Source organism: Sporolactobacillus nakayamae (genome assembly GCF_900113325.1).
Taxonomy (GTDB): Bacteria; Bacillota; Bacilli; order Bacillales; family Sporolactobacillaceae; genus Sporolactobacillus; species Sporolactobacillus nakayamae.
The window spans coordinates 13,874-28,797 of sequence record NZ_FOOY01000033.1; the positions used below are offsets into that span (position 1 = coordinate 13,874).

14 protein-coding genes and 1 pseudogene are annotated in these 14,924 nt (G+C 41.3%); 1 reads left to right on the forward strand and 14 read right to left on the reverse strand.

The window, feature by feature from the left end:
- Nucleotides 1-6 precede the first annotated feature (6 nt).
- The 10 genes and pseudogenes from BM003_RS16155 to BM003_RS16195 form a co-directional block, all read right to left on the reverse strand.
- Complete coding sequence (locus BM003_RS16155; protein ID WP_093674694.1) at nt 7-951, reverse strand: GDP-L-fucose synthase family protein; 945 nt, start codon at nt 949-951, stop codon at nt 7-9.
- 29 nt (nt 952-980) lie between these two features.
- Nucleotides 981-2,054: a GDP-mannose 4,6-dehydratase gene (gene gmd / locus BM003_RS16160; RefSeq protein ID WP_093674680.1), complete on the reverse strand. Its 1,074-nt coding sequence runs from the start codon at nt 2,052-2,054 to the stop codon at nt 981-983.
- Nucleotides 2,055-2,200: 146 nt separating this feature from the next.
- Nucleotides 2,201-2,347: pseudogene (locus BM003_RS18015) on the reverse strand (glycosyltransferase family 4 protein); the annotation flags it as partial.
- Nucleotides 2,348-2,390: 43 nt separating this feature from the next.
- Nucleotides 2,391-3,101, reverse strand: coding sequence for a sugar transferase (locus tag BM003_RS16165; protein ID WP_093674681.1), 711 nt, complete (start codon nt 3,099-3,101; stop codon nt 2,391-2,393).
- Between the two features lie 11 nt (nt 3,102-3,112).
- On the reverse strand, nt 3,113-3,994 hold the full coding sequence (gene galU / locus BM003_RS16170) for a UTP--glucose-1-phosphate uridylyltransferase GalU (RefSeq protein WP_093674682.1): 882 nt from the start codon (nt 3,992-3,994) through the stop codon (nt 3,113-3,115).
- A 42-nt stretch (nt 3,995-4,036) separates the two neighbouring features.
- On the reverse strand, nt 4,037-5,335 hold the full coding sequence (locus BM003_RS16175) for a UDP-glucose dehydrogenase family protein (RefSeq protein ID WP_093674683.1): 1,299 nt from the start codon (nt 5,333-5,335) through the stop codon (nt 4,037-4,039).
- A gap of 17 nt (nt 5,336-5,352) precedes the next feature.
- Nucleotides 5,353-6,120, reverse strand: a complete 768-nt coding sequence (locus BM003_RS16180) for a tyrosine-protein phosphatase (RefSeq protein ID WP_093674684.1) — start codon at nt 6,118-6,120, stop codon at nt 5,353-5,355.
- 41 nt (nt 6,121-6,161) lie between these two features.
- Nucleotides 6,162-6,872, reverse strand: a complete 711-nt coding sequence (locus BM003_RS16185) for a CpsD/CapB family tyrosine-protein kinase (protein WP_425441062.1) — start codon at nt 6,870-6,872, stop codon at nt 6,162-6,164.
- Nucleotides 6,850-7,620, reverse strand: coding sequence for a YveK family protein (locus BM003_RS16190; protein WP_093674686.1), 771 nt, complete (start codon nt 7,618-7,620; stop codon nt 6,850-6,852). The genes BM003_RS16185 and BM003_RS16190 overlap by 23 nt, the downstream gene beginning before the upstream one ends.
- Nucleotides 7,621-7,967: 347 nt before the next feature.
- A complete protein-coding gene (locus tag BM003_RS16195; protein WP_093674687.1) occupies nt 7,968-8,216 on the reverse strand; it encodes a hypothetical protein in 249 nt (82 codons plus the stop codon).
- A gap of 149 nt (nt 8,217-8,365) precedes the next feature.
- Here BM003_RS16195 and BM003_RS16200 point away from each other — a divergent pair, with 149 nt between their 5' ends.
- Nucleotides 8,366-10,441 (forward strand): ATP-binding protein, encoded by a 2,076-nt coding sequence (locus BM003_RS16200; RefSeq protein WP_093674688.1) that lies wholly within the window; start codon nt 8,366-8,368, stop codon nt 10,439-10,441.
- 25 nt (nt 10,442-10,466) lie between these two features.
- Here the strand turns inward: BM003_RS16200 and BM003_RS16205 are convergent, their stop codons facing one another.
- From BM003_RS16205 to BM003_RS16220, 4 genes are all read right to left on the reverse strand, one after another.
- Nucleotides 10,467-10,760 carry a hypothetical protein gene (locus BM003_RS16205; RefSeq protein ID WP_093674689.1) on the reverse strand — a complete coding sequence of 98 codons (294 nt, stop codon included), beginning with the start codon at nt 10,758-10,760 and terminating at the stop codon, nt 10,467-10,469.
- A 132-nt stretch (nt 10,761-10,892) separates the two neighbouring features.
- Nucleotides 10,893-12,281, reverse strand: a complete 1,389-nt coding sequence (gene ltrA / locus BM003_RS16210) for a group II intron reverse transcriptase/maturase (RefSeq protein WP_093674690.1) — start codon at nt 12,279-12,281, stop codon at nt 10,893-10,895.
- 503 nt (nt 12,282-12,784) lie between these two features.
- Nucleotides 12,785-13,039 carry a hypothetical protein gene (locus BM003_RS16215; protein WP_093674691.1) on the reverse strand — a complete coding sequence of 85 codons (255 nt, stop codon included), beginning with the start codon at nt 13,037-13,039 and terminating at the stop codon, nt 12,785-12,787.
- Nucleotides 13,040-13,631: 592 nt separating this feature from the next.
- On the reverse strand, nt 13,632-14,924 hold a 1,293-nt coding region (locus BM003_RS16220), incomplete at its 5' end, for a GH25 family lysozyme (RefSeq protein WP_245734333.1).

Below are 14,924 nucleotides of genomic sequence, written 5' to 3' on the forward strand. Positions count from 1 at the left end.
CTCAAATTATTTAATTACTAAGTTTTGTTGGTTTCTTAAAAACCACTTGTATGTTCTTTTTATCCCTTCTTCTAGATCCACTTTATATTTCCATCCCAATGCTTCCATTTTTGATACGTCGAGAAGCTTTCTTGGCGTACCATCAGGTTTGTCAGTATTAAAACGGAGTTTTCCATCAAATCCGACTACTTCTTTAATTAATTCAGCGAGTTCACGGATTGAAAGTTCTTTTCCAGTTCCCAAATTGACAAAATCAGCACCATCATAGTTCTCGAGCAGAAAGATACAACCGTCTGCCATGTCTTCAATATATAAGAATTCACGCAATGCCTTTCCTGTACCCCATATTTCAACCGTTTCTGCATCGGCTACTTTAGCTTCATGCATCTTCCTCATTAATGCCGGGAGTACATGGGAATTAGTCAAACCAAAATTATCGCCAGGCCCATATAGATTAGTAGGCATCACGCTAATAAAGTTTGCATCAAATTGTTTCTTATAGTAGTAGCACATCTTCAAACCAGATATTTTAGCAAGTGCATAGGCTTCATTTGTTTTTTCAAGTTCACCGGTAAGTAGATATTCTTCTTTAATCGGTTGTGTGCACATACGCGGATAGATACACGAGCTACCTAAAAAGAGTAGTTTCTTAACTCCTAGTCTATAGGCTGCATCAATCACATTAGCCTGAATCTGCAGGTTCTTCATGATAAAATCCGCTGGATAAGTATTGTTAGCGAGAATTCCCCCAACCTTGGCTGCGGCAAGAACAACGTATTCAGGTTTTTCAATTTCAAAAAAAGAGTTCACAGCTTCCTGATTTGTAAGATCTAGTTCCTGCCGAGTCTTTCCAATTACATTTGTATAACCCTTTTCTTGCAGTCGTTTCATAATGTTTGATCCAACAAGTCCGTGATGACCTGCTACATAAATTTTTGAATCTTTCTCCATACCCATATTCGCTCTCCTCAATATATTTCTTAGATTGTCGCTGTTAGATATTCCTCAATTGTCTTACCATAGATTAATTTCAAATCACCATCTACCATCATATGAACCAATTCTGGGAAACTTACTTTTCGCTCCCAACCAATTTCGTGTTCTACTTTTGAAGGATCTCCCCAAAGCAATTCCACTTCAGCCGGACGGAAATAGCGCGGATTAACATCTACAAGCAGTTTACCTGTTTCGGCATCATAACCTTTTTCATCTACTCCGCTGCCATCCCATTGAATTTTAATACCAACTTCTTTAAATGAAAGTTCAACAAATTCACGAACAGTATGAGTCTCACCAGTTGCCAGCACAAAATCCTTTGGCTTTTCTTGTTGGAGAATCATCCACATACCTTCGACATAATCACCGGCAAAGCCCCAGTCACGTTTCGCATCCAAGTTGCCAAGGCTTAGTTTTTCTTGTTTGCCAGCAATAATCGATGCAACAGCACGTGTGATTTTACGTGTAACAAAGGTTTCACCGCGACGAGGAGATTCGTGATTAAACAAAATGCCATTGCATGCAAACAAATCGTAAGACTCTCTGTAATTGACAGTAATCCAGTACGCATATAATTTGGCAGCACCATACGGACTTTTTGGATAGAACGGGGTCTTTTCACTTTGTGGAGCCGTCCCAGGTAGTCCGCCAAACAACTCTGATGTTGACGCCTGATAGTACTTAGTATTAATTCCTGATTTTCTAATGGCATCCAAGATTCTTAAGGTACCAATTGCATCGGTTTCTGCTGTGTATTCAGGAACTTCAAACGAGACCTGTACATGACTCTGTGCAGCTAGATTATAAATTTCATCAGGCTCTATCTTTTCAATCAAACGGTTGATATTGCTTGAATCTGTCAAATCACCATGATGAAGGAAAAGACTCTTGTTCCCGATTTCAGGGTCATTAAAAAGATGATCAATTCGCATTGTATTGAACGTGCTTGCGCGCCTAATGATACCATGCACTTCGTATCCTTTTTTCAGTAAAAATTCAGTAAGATATGATCCGTCTTGACCCGTGATTCCGGTAATGAGTGCTGTTTTATTTTTCACTATTATGCCCCCTATGTAATGAAAAGACTCTAAACTATTAATTCACAATTTACCAAATCACTTTTACCAAAAAACTGAAGCAGTATACACATAATTATTAACTTAGTTATGTTTCCTGTAATACCTTTTTATATTTTTCTATAGACAAATTTTTTCTTCGTATTAACTCTTTCACCAGCATAACTAGGTTGTGCAGCAATAACTATTATTTCAAAGTCATTCTGCAATTCTTCACATAAATCTGTCATTAATTGACCAACGGATGCCAAATCAGGGTAAAAATAATTAACAATAAATACTATTTTTTTTCATAAGCAATTTTCCCTTTAGATTGAATTAATAGGCGCCTCTGTGTTTTAAAACTGAATATACTGTTACTATAAGAATTTTCACATCAAATACTAGAGATTTATTATAAATGTAATAGAGTTCAAGTTCGGCTCGTTTCGGATAACCGACAGTACTACGCCCATAAGCCTGCCAATATCCTGTTAAACCAGGTTTTACCGATAAAAATAATGTTCTAGAATCACCATATTCTCTTAATTCTTCTTCTACAATTGGTCTCGGACCTACCAAACTCATTTCACCTTTTAACACATTGATTAGTTGTGGCAGTTCATCAAGACTAGTTTTCCTTAAGAATCTACCAATATTGGTGATTCTCGGATCTTCATTGGGTTCAAGTTTATAACTATTTTTTAAATACTTCTGATATAATTCTTGATTGGATTTAAGTTTTCTGTCAGCATTAATAACCATTGATCTAAACTTATAGATAGGAAACAATGCACCATTTTTCCCTATTCTTTTTTGTTGAAAGAAAACTGGTCCTTTTTGATCACCAAACAAATAGAGTAAAGCAATAACAGCAAATAATGGTGAGCTGATTAACAAGCCAATTACTGCTCCAAAAATATCGATTAATCTTTTCGTAATCAGATAAACTCTTTTTTCTTTATATAGAATGTGTAAATCTTCTACACGATTACCGATATTTAAATTGTAGCTAGTTTGCTCATTTGTATTTATTTTAGAAATAGCCATAGTCATCACCCTTACGCTAAAGGTAATTTCATTGTTTTTAGTATTTCATGAAGACCGGTTAATACATCTTGCTGTAAATCTTTGTTTTTTAACGCCATTTCGATATTGGTTAGGACAAAGCCCAAGGTTTCACCGACATCATAGCGTTTACCTTCAAACGCGTAGGCGTAGACACCCTGAAATTCGTTCAGCTTTTGGATCGCATCGGTCAGTTGGATTTCGCCGCCTGCACCGAGTTCTTGCTTTTCAAGAAATGCAAAGATTTCCGGTGTGAGTACGTAGCGACCGATGATTGCCAGGTTTGATGGCGGATTTTCCTTTGGCTTTTCGACGAATTGCTTTACATTATATAGTCGTCCGTTTTGGCCTTCTGGATCGATGATGCCGTATCGCTGAGTTTGCTCGTAAGGCACTCTTTGAACACCGATTGCCGAGCAGCCTGTTTTCTCATACTGTTCCGCAAGCTGCTGAATACATGGCTTTTCATTTTGTACGATATCATCACCTAGGAGAACGGCAAACGGTTCGTCTCGAATAAATTTGCGTGCGCACCAAACGGCGTGTCCAAGACCTTTTGGCGATTTTTGTCTTATGTAATGGATGTCAATTTTGGAAGATTCGCGAACCCTTTCGAGCAGATCTAATTTTCCCTTGCGTTCCAGATTTTGTTCCAGTTCGTAAGCATTGTCAAAGTGATCTTCAATTGCTCGTTTTCCTTTGCCGGTCACAATAATAATTTCTTCCATACCCGCATTGACCGCTTCTTCAACGATATATTGGATTGTTGGTTTATTCACAATTGGGAGCATTTCTTTAGGTAATGCTTTTGTCGCCGGCAGGAACCTTGTCCCTAGACCTGCTGCCGGAATGATTGCTTTTCTCACTTTTTTCATGTATTCTGTTCTCCTCTCAGCTCAGCTAATTAATTCAGATGATTAATCCGGGCGACCGATTGAATAGTACTCGATGGTTTCTTGCTTTACAGCATCCAGGCTGTAGCAATTACGTCCGTCAAACACAATGGGATCGTTCATGAGTTGGTTATATGCTGAGAGATTAATCTTTTTCACATCCGGCCAGTCGGTGATGATTACTGCAAAATCGGCATTTTGTAATGCTGATGGCAGGTCTTCAGTGTACGCAATCGCTTCTTTGATCTGCTTCTTCGCGTTACCAATGGCAATGGGATCATAAGCAATGATGTCTGCACCGAGCTCTGCCAGCTTAGGGATCATGACCAGCGCCGGTGATTCTCTGAGATCATCGGTGTGCGGTTTGAAAGCAAGGCCCAGAACTGCAACCCGTTTCCCTGCAAGACTGCCGAACCGTGAGAGGATTTTGTCGATCAACAGGATTTGTTGATTGTTATTGACTTCTATAACCGATTTTAACAAATTAAAATCATGGTGATTATTTCCAGCAAGCTGGACAAGGGCATTGGTATCTTTGGGGAAGCATGATCCGCCATAACCTATACCCGCCTTTAAGAAGTCCGGTCCGATGCGGTGGTCAAAGCCCATGCCCTTTGCTACTTCTTCAACATTGGCACCAAGGGATTCACAGATATTTGCGATTTCATTAATGAAGCTGATCTTCGTCGCAAGGAACGCATTCGATGCGTATTTGATCATTTCGGCGCTTGAAATATCCGTTTTTAGAATAGGCATATTAAATGGTGCATTGATTTCCGCCAAGATATCTGCCGTTGCTTCATCTTCCGCACCAATGACAATGCGGTCACCGTGAAAAGTATCTTTAACTGCTGATCCTTCTCTAAGAAATTCTGGGTTGGAAGCGATTTTTACTTGAATACCTGGTTTCGTGTTCGTATTAATGACATTTAAAATATGGAAGTTTGTTCCTACAGGAACCGTGCTTTTAATAACAACGATCACGTTCTGCGTAATGTTGCGTGCGATGTCTTTTGCAGCAGATTCAACGTAGTCCAGATTGGCTGAGCCGTCTGCACGCTTTGGGGTTCCTACCGCAATATAAACAACCGCTGCTTCGCTAAGTCCTTCACTATGCACTGCAGTAAAGGCTAAGCGTCCAGCCGCCGTATTCTTTTTCATCAATGCTTCGAGACCAGGCTCATAGATCGTTGGAATTCCATTGCTCAACGTTTCTACTTTTGAAGGATCCACATCAATGCAGGTCACATGATGACCGATTTCCGAAAGTGCGACACCCGTGACCAGCCCAACATAGCCGGTACCAATAACCGCAATTCTCATTTCTAATTCCCCCTGAATTAAAAGATGTCTAGAAATTTTTTCTCTTTTATTTCAATTGGCTCTTCTCGGTTGACGAGTTCGCCGCTAATTAACAGTTCCGCATTTTCTCTAAATAGGTTGGCTAAATCTCTTCCAAATTGTTTCTTTAAATTCAGGAATGCTTCTTGCATATAGAATGGTCGCGCGGTGATGTTGTGTGCGTCTGAAGCCACAAACTGTGAGAGATTGTTTTCAATAAATTGTAAGGTTAGTTTTTTAGCCGATCGGCCGTTTTTACCAATCAGGCTGGCTGCCGTCACTTGAGACAGAGCGCCATCGGCAATGAATTGATAGAGCATGTTGGGATGTTGAACGATTTCTTCGTTCTTTTCCGGATGGACAATGACCGGTGTTACGCCTTGCACTTGCAGATCAAAGAACAGCTGCTGCGCGTATCTCGGGACATGATGTGTCGGAAACTCAATGAGGATGTACTTTTTGTTATTATTAACGGTCAGTAATTCTTGCGATGCACCTTCAGTGGCCATTTCACCGAAAATTCTCGGTTCCTGTCCGGGAAGCACCCGTAGGCCAATCTGATTTTGTTCAAAAAGCTGATTTATCTTTTGAACACGTGTCAGTATTTCAGGTTTGGGATTATCCCAATGCCTGTTCTTATGATGCGGTGTTGCGACAATCTGAGTGATGCCCTCGGCGACTGCTTGCTTCGCCATGTTCAATGACACCTGTTCATCTTGCGCACCATCGTCTATTCCGGGTAGTATATGGCAATGGATGTCAATCAATTGCACCGACGCTCCTTTCTCTTTAAATCAACTCAAGTCTATTAATCATTGCCATAATAGTTGTAGTAATAGTAGTCGCTGCCCTTATTGATCGGTTTAGCATTCAGAATGACACCAAGAATTCGAGCCTTTGCTTTGGTCAACAAATCCTTCGCTTTGAGCGCTGCTTCCTTTTCAGCGACACCGCTTCGGACAACCAAGATTGCTCCATCACAAAGGTTGGCAAGTACTTGGGCATCAGTAACCGCGAGAATCGGTGGTGTATCAATGATCACCGTATCAAACAGCGTTAATGCATGCTTGATAAAGCTTGCCATGCCGACAGAACTTAAAAGTTCAGCCGGGTTCGGCGGAATCGGACCGCTTGTTAAAACAAATAGATTATCAACTTCCGTTTTCTTGACTGAGTCATCAAAGGTTGTCAGTTTTCGAAGCAACGTTGTTAAGCCTTCCGTATTTGAGAGACGGAATGTGTAATGCATCGTCGGTTTGCGAAGATCGGCATCAATCAGGAGCACTCTCTTGCCCTGCTGTGCCATGACCACCGCAAGATTGGCAGAGGATGTTGATTTTCCTTCACCAGGTCCTGACGAGGTCAGCATGATCGTTTTCAATTCTGAATCAACTTGAGAAAAGTCCACATTGCTTCGAATCGTACGAAATTGCTCTGCTGTTGTCGATTTCGGTTTATAGAAGGCAATTAAATGCCGCTGTTTCGAAAGGCTTTGTTTATTTCGTCTCAACTCGGCCAGCTCCCCTCGCTTGATGACGTCCGGTCGTATGTGCTGCTGATCGTGAATGAGCATTGCTTGGTTCGCGACTATCTTTAATTTCTGAGATCACGCCAAGAACCGGGAGATCAAGAATCTTTTCAATATCTTCTTCCGTCTTAATGGTATTGTCCATATATTCAAGCAAGAATGCCAAACCAACCGACACCATCAATCCGACAACAAATGCGATTGCTAGATTAATATTTGCTTTTGGCTTAACAGGATTGATGCTCGAAGCGACATTCGCCGGTGACAAGATACTGACGTTATCGACATTCATTACTTTTTGAACCTGTGATTTGAACGCTGACGCAACACCATTAACAATTTTTGCTGATTGCGCAGGACTGTCCGTTTCCGCTGTGAGCGTAAATACTTGGGAATTCTGTTCCGTACTTACGGTGAGCATGCCTTTTAATTCACCGGCAGACATATCAAGATTTAATTTCTTATTGACCAGATTTAGTACTGAAGGATTATTGATAATCACACTGTACGTGTTAACCAGCTGCACATTCGTCTGAACCGAATTCGTTTGATAGAGACTTGTGTTGTTTGTATTCGATTGATTAACCAAAATCTGAGTTGAGGCATCGTACTTTGGCGTCATCAGAAAGAAGGTGACTCCGGCGCTGACCATAACTGCCAAAAGTGTAATCGTCACGATTAAAACCAAACGCTTCCTCAATGTAGCAAAAATATCTTTAAGGCTGATTGTTTCTTCCATGATATCCCTCGCAAAGTAGATTAGTCGCTGAATCGTTCAACAATTTCCGATAAATTCTAATAAATTATATCATAGAATTCCATTTACCAACGTAACAGTTTCATAGCAAATGCGGAAATTAGTGCCAATTGCGAGGCAACACGTGTGAAAAATGATGGGAACGTACCAAAATTCCTAAATTTTGTTCAGAAATGGTACAGATTTGTCAGTTAATGTTAAAATGGGAGAAATTATTCATTTCTGCGAATCCAAGTCTATAGATTCATGACATAGGATTCAAATTAACAAGAAATATTATAGCATATTTCAATGAATTATGTAGTTCATTACATAATCTTAATCGTTTGTTAATAATTAACCTGAACGAAATAAACAAGCTCCTGCGGCTTTACCAATAAACTCTTTTTTTCAAAAAAAACGCGGTAATCTTTTTCATCGAGTTGATCCAGTTTGACCTTTTTCACTTTATTTTTCTCAGCAAATTGACGTGCGGCATGATTAATTGAGTCAGCAACCATCGTCTCGACCGGCACGTCGTATCCATGTGACACAGTTTTGCGACCATCGTATTCGATATAGAACAGATACGTATTCATTATTTGTTCCTTTCATGTGAAATTGATTTTTATACTATGATAATTGTCACACTTATAGAATACCATGGGACGATGTTCTCGCATTATCAAGTTTGTCTCATTCTTTTCATACTTTAATTGGAACTTGCTGTTTGCGGGGGTGTCATGACATGAATAGTGAAGAGCTAAACAACCAGATGAATCGATATCATCATTTTACTGGTAGAGAAGAAGAATTGGCGAACTTCAGAAAGTGGTTGAGTAACCCCGAGGCACCTTTCCGTCTGTTCTATATCTCTGGAATTGGCGGCATGGGAAAGAGTTCTCTGCTTATGGAACTGGCACAAATAGCGATGAATGATCACGCACGGGTAATTTCTCTTGATGGCGGTGCCTGTCTCAAAACACCGACCGGATTCATCGACTATCTTTCCGCCTCTTTTCAGCTTGCCTTTATGAATACGGGGGATTATACGAATCCAATTGAGGCTTTGCACCATGTTGATCCTGATCACCGAATCATCATAAGCGTTGATCACTTTGAACAGCTCAAACTGATTGAACGTTTATTTATCAATGATTTCCTGCCCCATCTTCCTGACAACTGTGTTGCTGTCATTCTCGCTTCACGCTTGTCGCTGATGGAAGAATGGCGGATTCATCCTAAGCTTGATCGGAAAATCATTGAAATGCCTCTGCGGGAATTCACATATGAGGAGACGGTCACTTACACCCAATCATATGGGACGATGAAGCCGGAGTTGATTCATAAAATCATACGGATTTCCGGGGGACTCCCTCTAGCTCTAGCACTGCTCACGGATTCCTGGTTGATGCATGAGCAGCTATCGGATCAGGAGTATCAATTGATCTCACAGAAAATAAGCGCGAAAGTGCTCCGAGAACTAACAGCACCGGAGCTCCAGCCCATGGTTGACGTGCTTACGATTCTGCAATACGCCAATCAGGAAACAATTTCTCTTATTATTGGGCATTCAGTAACACGCACGCACTATCTATCGCTTCTGCAGCTGTCATTTATTCGTCTTCTTCCGGAAGGTCTTGCCATCCATGATATTGCCCGGGCACATTTGCTCAGCGACCTGAAGCTGCGTGAACCTGAACGTTTGAAATCTCTGAGGACGAAAGCAGCTAAGCTGTTGTATCATCAGCTCAGTAATACGAAAAAAGGGGATCGGCGGCCAATTGCCGCTCAGTTGCTAAACTTATGTAAAGACGGGCTGCCACTGAACCGATTATATGCTGACTTTTCCGGCACAACCAGCACATCTCCGCTTGAGTCTGCTCCCATTGAAGATCTTCCAGCTCTGTACACGCTTCTTGATCTATGGTGCGCCTATAGCGTTGATTCATGGCAAAGTGCGCCTTACTACGGGCTAGTCGAAGAACTTATTAATAAAGCGCCGGAGAGCATTGTTGTTCTTCGTAATGACGCAGGCAAACCGATCGGGATGTTTATTGCCGTACTTGTGCATCAGCTGACCGGTCGAATCTTGAAGAAGTATTTCCCTGCAGAAATGGCCGAATGTTTCTCAGAAGAAGAATTATCCTGCAGTCTGGAGCGCGCGGACACCTACTATACCGTGCTGGGGGCTGCTGCCGATCACCTGCCGAATTATTCTCAGGAGGAACTCGTCGGTCTGCTCTCGCTTGATCGACTGTCACTGCTCGGAGAAGGCTCACGCGCGATTCTCGTAGCAACGAATGCCCATCTGAAAGATTTCCTAGAGCAAATTGGTTTTACGAAGCGACCGACTAAGTCAAGAGACTGTGACACATCATGGGCTAAAGCGGATGTGCTTGAATTAGATTTAAGAAATAACCAATTCGGGAACTGGGCGATGTCTTTTCTCTTAGGGGCGCGTCATTCTCTATCGCTAGCGGTCACTCACGCAATGCTGACCGAATCCGTTGTTCGCAGAATTCTCAAGCTGCTAAGAAGTCCTGCCGATCTGCAACCTTACCTGATTTATTTTGCAGAGATCACGAATGTGCAAGAATTACGTCAGCATTTAATCGAAGTCATCTTCAACGACTCATCGATTCTATCTGATGAAGACCGCATGCTTCTGAAGAGTGGGGTTCTTCCTTATCCGGATAATACGCTTGCGGCTGCAGAAGCGTGCCAAATGAGCCGTGCCACCTACTATCGCCATGTGCAGAAAGCAATCAACCACCTCACGCATATCCTGCAGCAGGAGCATGTTGTGAGGGACTCACTATGAGAGTTGCACTACTGTTGAAAATTGATTAGAGGCGACTTTTGAAGAGCTGGTCGATCCATCCATGCTTTTTGAACTGTTTCAGATGTGATTTCAGATCTTCGCCCACTTCCAAGTGAATCGGTGCAAAATAAACGGAGCAAAGCCGACACTCGTAATTAATGACCGTTTTCTCGATCTCGTGTTCATAAGGCGCCGGGAAAGCACTGTCTGAAACAAAATCACCTCGATGCGGTAAAAAGTTGGATTCGATTGTCTTATACAAAGACAGATGCACTGAATGGTCCTGCAGCGCAATGGATTGGCACAGTGTAATTTCCATCATACAACCTCCCGATTTTCCATATACCTTATTATCGTTACGATCCCATATGATGTTTAGCAATCGAGTAGGAGGAAACCTTCGGTTTCCGACCTCTCACACCACCGTACGTACGGATCCGTATACGGCGGTTCAATAGCTTGAGTGTACATGCTCGAACAGATGAGTAAGATTCTTTAAACCCACCTGTTCGAGTATTTTATTTGTAATCGATCGATGTAAGATATGGCTACAGGCAATGCGCCAGTAGCCTTTTCGTGTATTTGCCCATTCCCATGCTTTTGGTTTTGGAACGTTAAGTTTCATGAGACTTTTATATCTCGTCTTGACTTTCTTCCAACGTTTCCAGATGATCTGCCGAATTCTGCGCCGGAGCCACTGATCAATATGCCGAATATAGTTCTTCATATAACTGATTCCGTAGTAGTTGATCCACCCGATGGTTACTTCATTAATTTCTTTAATGATTTCACGGATGTTACCGCTTCGGCTCCTTTTTGTCAGTTGTTTGAGTTTTCGCTCAAGGCGCTTTTTCAACTTTACATGTAGGCGAAATCCAGTTCCCTGCTTGGTCGTATACAGACAGAATCCAAGAAATTTGAGTTTGGTAGGACTGCCAACCTGGGTTTTCTCGTGATTGACTGTTAGTTTCAGTTTCTTTTCGAGAAACGTGGTGATACTTCTCATGACCCGTTCTCCCGCTTTTCGACTCTTGACGTAGATGTTGCTGTCATCAGCGTAGCGGACGAATTGATGTCCTCTTCGTTCCAATTCTTTATCCAGTTGATCGAGATAGATATTTCCTAGAATTGGTGAGAGTGGACCTCCTTGCGGAACTCCTTCTTCAGTCGGATTAACCTTTCCATGATTGACTACACCACTTCGCAAGAACTTGCGAATAAGCCGGAGAACCCTTTTATCCTTGATCCGTTTTTCCACACAGTACATCAACTTATCATGATTCACCGTATCAAAGTAGGATTTCAGATCAAGATCGACCACGTATCTGTATCCTTCCTCATAGTAAGTCTTGGCGCGTTTCAGCGCGTCGTGGGCACTACGTTTGGAGCGGAATCCGAAACTATTGTCTGAGAATGTTGGATCAAAGATCCGTTCAATCACTTGGAGTATCGCCTGTTGAATGAAGCGATCACACACACTCGGAATCCCCAGTTTTCGTTTTGATCCGTCGGGTTTGGGAATTTCCACACGCTTTACCGGTTGAGGCTCATACGAGCCATCTCTGATTTGTTGAATGAGCTTATCCCTGTTACGCATAAGAAAGGGAAGAAGTTCATCGACAGTCATTCCATCGATCCCGGCTGATCCCCTGTTCGCCTTTACTTTCTTATAGGCTTGGTTGAGGTTCTGCCGGCCGGTTACCTTGTTCAAAAGGTTTTGTACACCATCTCTCCCTTCAGTTTCGCCGTGAGTCATACTGCACACTTCTATCGTACCTTCGGGTTCCACCCTATTCTTCGATAAATAGTCATCTTTTGATGTTGTCTGTGGTTGTCGCATAAGTCACACCTCCGCTGTTTCCAAGATTGCTATTGTTCAGCCCTTCGTCCTGGTGGACTACTATGGCTTCTGCTGACTTCTTACAATTCATCTCACCATCACTGGCATGATTGTTCCTGTGGGAAATGTCTTCCCTCTTGTCGGGAACCCCGGTAAGATCTCCCCGGGTAAGAATGACAACTTTCCTCCCATGTAGATGCTGGATTTACTGTAAGAGATTCGGACAGTATCGGACTTCACCTTGTTTGGCAGGCTTATCCATCCCCATTCAGCCTTTGTATCCAGTTTCTGTTCGTCACCTCAGGAGTTTGCCTCCGGCTTCCTCCAGATTCCACCTCACAGTGGACACCCTTGCCTTTAGCTAACAGTTCCTACTGCCAGGCCTGTAGCGGACTTACACCGCCGAGTTGTCACCCATGCCGGGCGCACCAAGAGAAAGGTGGCTCACCTCTCGTTGAGGCGAACCACCTTTCATTGCTTAAGCTTATATGTTTAGTTGCATGTTACTCTCTGACATCTACCTGAATAAAATAGACAAGCTCCCTTGAACGACCGAAGTGCGCTTTTTTAATGAAAAAAGCGCGATAATTACCATTCTCAAGACCCTCGTTTCTCACTTTTTTCAACTTATTTTTTTCAGCGAATAAAGAAATTGCGCCAAGCACCCCGTCCGCTTTAACCACATCAACCGGTGCCTCATACGTGTTGGATACCGTTCGTTTTCCATCGTATTCCAAATAAAATAAAAAGCGACTCATTCATACTCCCCCTAAAATGCTGAAAAATCCAAGTTGAGCCTACATGACAATCATAATCCATTCACGCATGCCGGCAGCTCACAATCGTTTCTCTATAGTTTTTAAATAAAATTATGGATCCCCCACTTAATAACGTACACATACCTGCAAGCAAAAGGAAACCTGTAATGTTTTCCAACTCACCACCTATCGAATTGTCTAAACCAAAACAACATTGGCGTTTTAGAAAAATGAAAAGAAGAAAACAGAAATGGCTAAACGAGGTAAAAATCTTCAGAAGCTAATCGACCGTACACGTTAAAATTCTTATAACAATGCCTTATTCTTTTACGATTATTTTTGTAAAAATTGGATTTACGTAAGTCTTTAGAATCATGTCCTAAGAATCACCTATGATTATAACATAAATTCATTTTCATGCATCCGTGTTTTCTGCAATTTTATAAAATAAATAGAAAATTCATCGACTTATTTGAGATGAGAGCGCATAAATACAAAAAAACAATCGAGCTCGATTGAGCCCGATTGATATCTAATCCACATAGCTTATACAACTAATTACATATATCTATCTTTGTTAATATTTTATAAACTAAAAGCGAAAGTTATATGCAAAATCCATATCAACAGATCCAACAATTCCTGGCACATTTCCAGAACTCGAATATTGCCATAAATCAGTTGTAAATTGTGGACCAAGGTTTATATCATGATATGCAGCAACCCATACAATTAATCCTGGAAAATTTTTCTTTAATTGATCTAAGTTTACATAATTGTTTAAATAGCTTTTATATGAGTATACACCTATTTTGGTAATTCTCTGTTTTTTTAGTTCATTTAGAAAAATAGTGATTCTATTGGTAACATTAGTACCCTTTGATCCATTTATTTCGACATCAATAAATGCATAACCGTTAAAGTTCACTTTTTTTAACTGTGATGCAAATAGGTCAGCTTCTTTTTTAGCATCACTATCACTTCCTGTTGAGTGAAAATAGTGGTATGCATGTACTTCTAACCCTGCATTCCTTGCATCATTAATATTCTCTTCAAAGTTCGAATCCTTAACATCGGTTCCTTCACTTGCCTTGACAATTACGAAACTAACACCAGATTCTCTTATGGCATCAAAATTAATTTTGCCATTATCATTTTGATGATGTGAGATGTCGATCCCTTTTTTTAGTGCACCACCTGGTAGTTTACTAATATAAATTGTTCTATTAGTTGTTTTTGTTTCACCATTTAAACTAATGGCTTTTACAATTAATGTGTGGCGACCGGCACTTAATTCAGACGTCTGCAAATAATATTGATATCCTGAATTGTTTTCATGATATTGTGAATATGCGTTCATTACATCTGGCCGTGATATTCCAAAATTGGCTTGTCCTTTATAAGTTTCATCCACATATATTTCAATTCTTTTTATACCGCTTCCGCTGAGGTACCAGCCTCTTATCTCACTTATACCTTGAAGCGTCTCATTTAGTTGCGGTACTTCAATATTACCCAATGCACCCAAGTTCTTCACCGTGAAGATTCTCGCTTGTGTTTGCGTTTCTCCATTCACTCCTGTTTCCTTAATCGTGAGTGTATGCTTTCCGGTCGTTAATACTTTTGTGTTCAGATTGTATTTATAACCTGCACTACCGTTTTCGTATTCCGGATAAGCTCTCTGGATATCAGACCGTGACAATCCGTAACTCGCCTTTCCCTGATATTTCCCATCCACATAGACTTCGATTTTCGACACATCGCTACCACTTAGATACCAGCCGCGAACTTCACTCGTTCCTTGTAAACTTTCATTCTGCTTCGGTGCATCTATATAGCCTTTTACCGCCAGGTTCTTCACTGTGAAGGTTCTCGCCTGTGCTTG

What these genes read in the sequence shown, in the direction of transcription:
- BM003_RS16155 (WP_093674694.1), bottom strand. Translation starts at nt 951, where the DNA reads ATGGAGAAAGATTCAAAAATTTATGTAGCAGGTCATCACGGACTTGTT.
- BM003_RS16205 (WP_093674689.1), bottom strand. Translation starts at nt 10,760, where the DNA reads ATGGAAATTACACTGTGCCAATCCATTGCGCTGCAGGACCATTCAGTG.
- BM003_RS16200 (WP_093674688.1), top strand. Translation starts at nt 8,366, where the DNA reads ATGAATAGTGAAGAGCTAAACAACCAGATGAATCGATATCATCATTTT.
- BM003_RS16190 (WP_093674686.1), bottom strand. Translation starts at nt 7,620, where the DNA reads ATGGAAGAAACAATCAGCCTTAAAGATATTTTTGCTACATTGAGGAAG.
- ltrA (WP_093674690.1), bottom strand. Translation starts at nt 12,281, where the DNA reads ATGCGACAACCACAGACAACATCAAAAGATGACTATTTATCGAAGAAT.
- BM003_RS16215 (WP_093674691.1), bottom strand. Translation starts at nt 13,039, where the DNA reads ATGAGTCGCTTTTTATTTTATTTGGAATACGATGGAAAACGAACGGTA.
- BM003_RS16175 (WP_093674683.1), bottom strand. Translation starts at nt 5,335, where the DNA reads ATGAGAATTGCGGTTATTGGTACCGGCTATGTTGGGCTGGTCACGGGT.
- BM003_RS16195 (WP_093674687.1), bottom strand. Translation starts at nt 8,216, where the DNA reads ATGAATACGTATCTGTTCTATATCGAATACGATGGTCGCAAAACTGTG.
- galU (WP_093674682.1), bottom strand. Translation starts at nt 3,994, where the DNA reads ATGAAAAAAGTGAGAAAAGCAATCATTCCGGCAGCAGGTCTAGGGACA.
- BM003_RS16165 (WP_093674681.1), bottom strand. Translation starts at nt 3,101, where the DNA reads ATGGCTATTTCTAAAATAAATACAAATGAGCAAACTAGCTACAATTTA.